General features: G+C 70.4%; 6 protein-coding genes. 4 read left to right on the top strand and 2 right to left on the bottom strand.

What is annotated here, in order from left to right; translation table 11 throughout:
- Positions 1 to 23: 23 nt before the first annotated feature.
- Positions 24 to 722: an RDD family protein gene (locus STRTUCAR8_RS46510; protein WP_006383488.1), complete on the bottom strand. Its 699-nt coding sequence runs from the start codon at positions 720 to 722 to the stop codon at positions 24 to 26.
- A 276-nt stretch (positions 723 to 998) separates the two neighbouring features.
- Between STRTUCAR8_RS46510 and STRTUCAR8_RS46505 the strand changes: the two genes are divergently transcribed.
- From STRTUCAR8_RS46505 to STRTUCAR8_RS46490, 4 genes are all read left to right on the top strand, one after another.
- Positions 999 to 1,853 carry a bifunctional methylenetetrahydrofolate dehydrogenase/methenyltetrahydrofolate cyclohydrolase gene (locus tag STRTUCAR8_RS46505; RefSeq protein WP_006383492.1) on the top strand — a complete coding sequence of 285 codons (855 nt, stop codon included), beginning with the start codon at positions 999 to 1,001 and terminating at the stop codon, positions 1,851 to 1,853.
- Between the two features lie 67 nt (positions 1,854 to 1,920).
- Entirely contained in the window at positions 1,921 to 2,379 is a 459-nt protein-coding gene (locus tag STRTUCAR8_RS46500; RefSeq protein ID WP_044474077.1) for a DUF3017 domain-containing protein, read from the top strand.
- Between the two features lie 89 nt (positions 2,380 to 2,468).
- On the top strand, positions 2,469 to 2,981 hold the full coding sequence (locus tag STRTUCAR8_RS46495; protein WP_006383489.1) for a helix-turn-helix domain-containing protein: 513 nt from the start codon (positions 2,469 to 2,471) through the stop codon (positions 2,979 to 2,981).
- A gap of 406 nt (positions 2,982 to 3,387) precedes the next feature.
- Positions 3,388 to 4,704, top strand: a complete 1,317-nt coding sequence (locus STRTUCAR8_RS46490) for an XRE family transcriptional regulator (RefSeq protein ID WP_100247802.1) — start codon at positions 3,388 to 3,390, stop codon at positions 4,702 to 4,704.
- 100 nt (positions 4,705 to 4,804) lie between these two features.
- Here STRTUCAR8_RS46490 and STRTUCAR8_RS46485 read toward each other — a convergent pair whose 3' ends face one another.
- Positions 4,805 to 5,035 carry a hypothetical protein gene (locus STRTUCAR8_RS46485; protein ID WP_158697506.1) on the bottom strand — a complete coding sequence of 77 codons (231 nt, stop codon included), beginning with the start codon at positions 5,033 to 5,035 and terminating at the stop codon, positions 4,805 to 4,807.
- Between the last annotated feature and the right edge of the window lie 139 nt (positions 5,036 to 5,174).

Here is a 5,174-nt window from a genome sequence, read left to right as displayed (position 1 = left end):
AACGCGACGTCCCGCGGTCGGTTCTACTTCTGGATGACCATCGTGCTCGCGGCCTTGTCGTGCCAGCCCTGCTGGCGGCCGGACTTGTCCCAGAACGGGGACAGGAACACGATGAGCTGGCCTATGCCGCAGGCGAAGCTGCCGACGACCGGAATGATCCAGCGGATGAACGCCGAGCCCAGCCCGGGCTTCTGGCCGGTCTCGACCTTCACGACGCGGATGCCGACGGCCATCTTGCCGAGCGTCGCGCCGAGCAGGCCGGTCATCAGCCACTCGTAGAGCAGACCGGCGAGAGCGAGGAGGACGAACACGGCGCCGAACTTGCCGACCATGTCCGCGCTCGCGTTGTTCATGCAGGTGTCGTAGTCGGCGGCATTGACGTCGCAGTCCTGCGCCGAGTCGATGAAGCTCGCGATGCCGGCGAAGCTCAGCGCGAAGGAGAGGACACCGAGGATCAGCCAGTCGATCACACGGGCACCGAAGCGGCGGCCCATCGAGGCGACCCGGGGGCCGGGGCCGCCGGGGTATCCGGGGTAGCCGGCCTGCTGGGGGTATCCGGGCTGCTGCGGGTAGCCGTAGCCCTGCTGCGGAACCCCCTGGGGGGCCTGCGGGTAGCCGTAACCGGGCTGGCCCGGCTGGCCGGGCTGCTGCTGGGGATAGCCGTACCCCTGCTGGGGCTCCTGGGGTTGGCCGTAGGGGTTTTGCGGCGAGCCGAAACTCATGGCTGGTCTTCCTCCGTTGCACTGCGGGGACGGCGCGGATGGCATGGAGGAACATCAGGGAATGAGCGGTTTGCCCCCCAACGCGGACCGCGATACTGCGCCGTTCATCGTCGTTGGCCAGGTAAGCCCTTGTCCAGCCGCATCCGGCAGGAGTTGTGCAAGCGCAACATCGGTGATCATGGGCCTACACGGGATGAAAACGGCACATGGTGCACAGAGGGGTCCGGAATGGACCCTGATTGGAACCGGGACCCGGTAATCCGCGAGGATGGGGGCATGACCGCCCAGATTCTCGATGGCAAGGCCACCGCAGCCGCGATCAAGTCCGATCTGACCGCCCGCGTGGCGGCGCTGAAGGAGAAGGGCGTCACGCCCGGCCTCGGCACGATCCTCGTCGGGGAAGACCCCGGCAGCCAGAAGTACGTAGCCGGCAAGCACCGCGACTGCGCGCAGGTGGGCATCGCCTCCATCCAGCGCGAACTGCCCGCCACGGCCACCCAGGAGGAGATCGAGGCGGCGGTCCGCGAGCTGAACGAGGACCCCGCCTGCACCGGTTACATCGTCCAGCTGCCCCTGCCCAAGGGCATCGACGAGAACCGCATCCTCGAGCTGATGAACCCCGACAAGGACGCCGACGGCCTCCACCCGATGAACCTCGGCCGCCTCGTCCTGAACGAGCCGGCCCCGCTGCCCTGCACCCCCAACGGCATCCTCACCCTCCTCCGCGCCCACGGCGTCGAGATCAAGGGTGCGGAGGTCGTGGTCGTCGGCCGCGGTGTCACCATCGGCCGCCCGATGCCGCTGCTGCTGACCCGGCGCAGCGAGAACGCGACGGTGACGCAGTGCCACACCGGTACGCGTGACCTGTCCTCGCACCTGAAGCGGGCGGACATCATCGTCGCCGCCGCGGGCTCGGCCCACCTGGTCCGCCCCGAGGACGTGAAGCCGGGCGCCGCCGTCCTCGACGTCGGTGTCTCACGCAACGCCGAGGGCAAGATCGTGGGCGACGTCCACCCGGGCGTGGCCGAGGTCGCGGCCTGGATCTCCCCGAACCCCGGCGGAGTCGGCCCGATGACCCGTGCCCAGCTGCTCGTCAACGTGGTCGAGGCGGCGGAGCGCAGTGCCGGCTGAGGCGGAGGACAGGCGGGCGGAGCCCGCGACGGAGCCCGCGGCACAGTCGGCGGCGGAGTCCGGTGAGGTGCCCGAGCCCACCACCGTCGACCCCGTCAGCGCGCCGGACGCCCACGGGCGCCCCCGGCGTACGACGCGGCGCTTCCCCCTCTTCACGCGGGACACCGCGCGACCCGAGGGCGGCGGCCGGGCGGCTCCCGGGGACGCGCCCGCGCCCGCCCGGCAGTGGCCGATCCTGGCCGTGCTGAGCACGGTCGGCCTCGGCCTGCTGCTGACCGCGCTCGACGTGTTCCGGTACGGGACGCTGCTGATCGGGGCCGCGCTGCTGGCCGGAGCGGTCCTGCGCTGGGTGGTGCCGGACGTCGGGATGCTCGCCGTCCGCTCCCGGTTCACGGACATGGTCACGTACACGGTGCTGGGCACGGCCATCGTGCTGCTGTCGATGATGGCGCAGCCGAACCCGTGGCTGACGATCCCGTTCCTGGACGACACGCTGCACTACACGATCAGCGGCCAGGGCGGGTAGGGCCGTACTTTGTGCCGGCGGGAACCGATCCGCCCTCTGACGTCGTCAAATGCCTCGGACCGGCCGACGAACGTCGAGGAGGACGCCCGATGAGCGCCTGGCAGCCGCTGCCGGACGACCTGCCGCCCGAGGTGCGGCACTTCGTGGAGCAGGTGCGGCTCCTCAAGGACCGCACCGGGCTCAGCCTGGCCGCGCTCGGGGCGCGTACCGCGTACAGCAAGTCCTCCTGGCAGCGGTACCTGAACGCGAGCCAGCCGCCGCCCCGGCAGGCGATAGCCGCCCTGTGCCGGGTCGCGGGCCTCGACCCGGCCGACGCCGAGCGCTTCGCCGTACGCCGGGAGCTGGCGGTGCAGGTCTGGCCCCGCCCACCGGCCCCGGATCCGGCGAAGCCGGAGCTGCGGGGCGGGGTGGACGGGGGCGACGGGGTGTACGAGGAGGAGGTGCCCACGCTTCCGTGGTGGGTGGAGTCCGGGTCCGCCGTGACTTCCGCGGCTTCCGGGGGGAAATCCGTGGACTCCTCCCGGCGGGTGCTTCTCGTCGCCGTACTCCTCGCGCTGGCGCTCGCGCTTGTCACGGTGGTCGGCGCTGTCGCTTTTGGTTGATGCTGCTGAGGGAATTTGACACAAGAGCACCCGATGTGACCGTTCTTGTGCTTTCCGTGTGGCGATGTGTCGATAAGTTCGAGGATTTGCAACCGGGGCGCAACACGTCCGGGTTAATGTGGGCAATCGGGACGGTCCGGGGCGTCCCGCGCGCCAGCCGGAGGTTCGGCCGACCGGGAGGGTTGTCGGTGGAACACTGGGACACTGGACCGTCAGCCAGGGGCGTGCAACGGTGCATCCCCAGGCCCGACAATGCTCCCGTGCGCCCCCGCCCCGGGAACCGAGATCCTCGCCGGGCGCATCCGTGTGGGTAGCCAAGACAGTCGAGGTGAGTTCGGCCAAGGGGATCCAAGGCGCCACGCACGGGAGAACAGCCGGCACGACCGGGGGGAAGAGGGGGGAAGCAATGCCTCGTTGGAGGGCCTTGCCGGATGAACTGGATCCGCAGGTCAAGGAGTTCGCGAGCCAGCTGCGCAGGCTCGTGGACCGCAGCGGCCTGAACATCGCGGCGGTGGCCGACCGCACGGGCTACAGCAAGACGTCATGGGAGCGCTATCTGGGCGGCCGACTTCTGGCGCCCAAGGGCGCGATCGTCGCCCTGGCCGAGGTCACCGGTACCAACCCGGTGCACCTGACCACGATGTGGGAACTGGCCGAGCGCGCCTGGAGCCGCTCGGAGATGCGTCACGACATGACGATGGAGGCCATACGGATCTCCCAGGCGCGCGCCGCGCTCGGTGAGCTCGGGGCGCCTGCCGTCGAGACGAAGAACGGGAGCGGCAAGAACGGGCGGGCCGCCCGGAGCGCGACGGTGACTCCCGGGATCGCCGGACCCGCGGGCGTCTCACCGACCGTGCCGCCGCAGCCGACGCCCCCGGAGGCCCGGGACTCGGTGGGCGACGTACGGGCCGGAGCGGCGCGGGGCGGTGTGTCCGGCGGCTCGGTGAGCTCCGCGAGTTCGGCGAGTTCCGCCGGCTCGTCGAGTTCCGTCTCGGCCGAGAGCAACTCGTGGGGCATAGCCGGATACCAGGGACCGGCGGTGAGGGGCGGTGCCGGGGGGCGCCAGGCCCCGCCCGCGGATCCGGCAGGACCGGCCGGCCCGTCCGGGGTGTCGGGGGCGCCCGGATATCCGGGCGCGGCCCCCTGGACTCCCGGTATGCCCGTACCGCCGCAGGGCGGTCAGCCGCAGGACGCCCGGCCGGGCGCCGGCGGGGGGTCCGGCGGTTCGCGGCGCAAGCGGCGGCTCACGATGTTCCTCGCGGGCGTCGTGGGGGCGTCGGTGGTGGTCGCGGCTGCCCTGATCTTCACCAACCGGGGTGATGACACGCCGGAGGCCAAGCCGAGCGCGTCGCCGGTCACCTCGGCCGCCACGAATCCCGACCTGCCGGTCGGGGTGGAGTGCAGCGGTGCCGCGTGCACCGGTAAGGACCCGGAGAACATGGGCTGCGGCGGCGAGTTGGCGCAGACCGCCAACAGCGTCACCGTCGGCACCACGCTCGTCGAGGTCCGCTACAGCAAGACCTGCCAGGCGGCCTGGGCGCGCATCACCCAGGCGGCCCCGGGCGACCAGGTCGACGTCACCGCCTCGGGCGCGGCGAAGCAGACCGGTACGGTCGACACGGACACCGACGCGTACACACCGATGGTGGCCGTGAAGGACGCGGGCGACGCGACGGCGTGCGTCACGCTCAAGGCGACCGGGCTGAAGGGCTGCACGCAGTAGTCCGAGCAGTCCGGCGCGATGACCCTCGTAGACCCTCGTACGCCTGATTTTCGTCAATCGGCGTACGAGGGGAATGAGTGCGCCGGTTCGGGGCAGGCGGTCAGATACCCCCACGGGAGTCCGGCGCGATCGGTCCCCGGGCGGCAACCATTTCCCGATAGGCGCCCAAGCCGCGGTTTATGTCCCAGCGGACCTGCGGGAATTCAACGTTGCCGCTATCACCTGACCTCACGAACATCACCAGGAATCCGAGAAAGACGGAAAACGTGACTGCGATGAAGACTCTGGCGGGCATGGTGCGCTCCGGTTGTTCGACGTGCAGCGATGTCACGACCGACGCTCACAGCCCGAGGGTTGTTTGGCAGGCCCCCTCTGCCGCCGCTTACCACTCCAAGGGGCGGAGTTATATACTATTTACCCATCTGTAAGGCTTTTGTCGCTTTACGCCTCAACCTTACTCTTCACTCCCC

The sequence above is a fragment of the Streptomyces turgidiscabies Car8 genome (genome assembly GCF_000331005.1).
GTDB lineage: Bacteria > Actinomycetota > Actinomycetes > Streptomycetales > Streptomycetaceae > Streptomyces > Streptomyces turgidiscabies.
This window is presented reverse-complemented; position numbering and strand designations above follow the sequence as displayed.

What these genes read in the sequence shown, in the direction of transcription:
- STRTUCAR8_RS46510 (WP_006383488.1), bottom strand. Translation starts at nt 722, where the DNA reads ATGAGTTTCGGCTCGCCGCAAAACCCCTACGGCCAACCCCAGGAGCCC.
- STRTUCAR8_RS46505 (WP_006383492.1), top strand. Translation starts at nt 999, where the DNA reads ATGACCGCCCAGATTCTCGATGGCAAGGCCACCGCAGCCGCGATCAAG.
- STRTUCAR8_RS46495 (WP_006383489.1), top strand. Translation starts at nt 2,469, where the DNA reads ATGAGCGCCTGGCAGCCGCTGCCGGACGACCTGCCGCCCGAGGTGCGG.
- STRTUCAR8_RS46490 (WP_100247802.1), top strand. Translation starts at nt 3,388, where the DNA reads ATGCCTCGTTGGAGGGCCTTGCCGGATGAACTGGATCCGCAGGTCAAG.